This is a genomic window from Neisseria sp. P0021.S007 (assembly GCF_051956855.1).
The window spans coordinates 1-435 of the sequence record NZ_JBQCXA010001782.1; the positions used below are offsets into that span (position 1 = coordinate 1).

Below are 435 nucleotides of genomic sequence, written 5' to 3' on the forward strand. Positions count from 1 at the left end.
CAACCAACGATATTGCTGCGCCAAGCCGCTGCGAGTGCCGGTAATGAAGAAATAGTCTTCATCTTGTTTTACCGGCAACATATAGTTTTTATATTCGACCGCCTGCCCTGCTTTGTCGCGGATGCGGTAAACGATAGACGGGCCTATATTGGTGTATTTTTTGCCTTCCTGACGAACGGAGCGAACATCGTTGAGGGCGGATTTCAGGTTTTGCTCTTTTTCAGACGGCTCGCTCATGTCTTCGACGTTCATCGAAGTAAACTGGTCGAATTCCAATTTATAAGAAGCCTTGCCCAAATCCAGCGGAAACTCGCGCATGGAAGTTGCTTTGAGTTTGACCGGAGTGCGGTCGGCATCAGCCAGATTCCACGCTTTAAACGTCAAGTCCGAGCCGCCGTCGGCAAAACTTGCCTGATAAACTGTAATACCGTGCAG

At 49.2% G+C, this 435-nt stretch carries 1 protein-coding gene; it reads right to left on the bottom strand.

The window, feature by feature from the left end:
* On the bottom strand, positions 1–435 hold a 435-nt coding region (locus tag ACTHUR_RS21435), incomplete at both ends, for a cytochrome c biogenesis protein ResB (protein WP_440400822.1).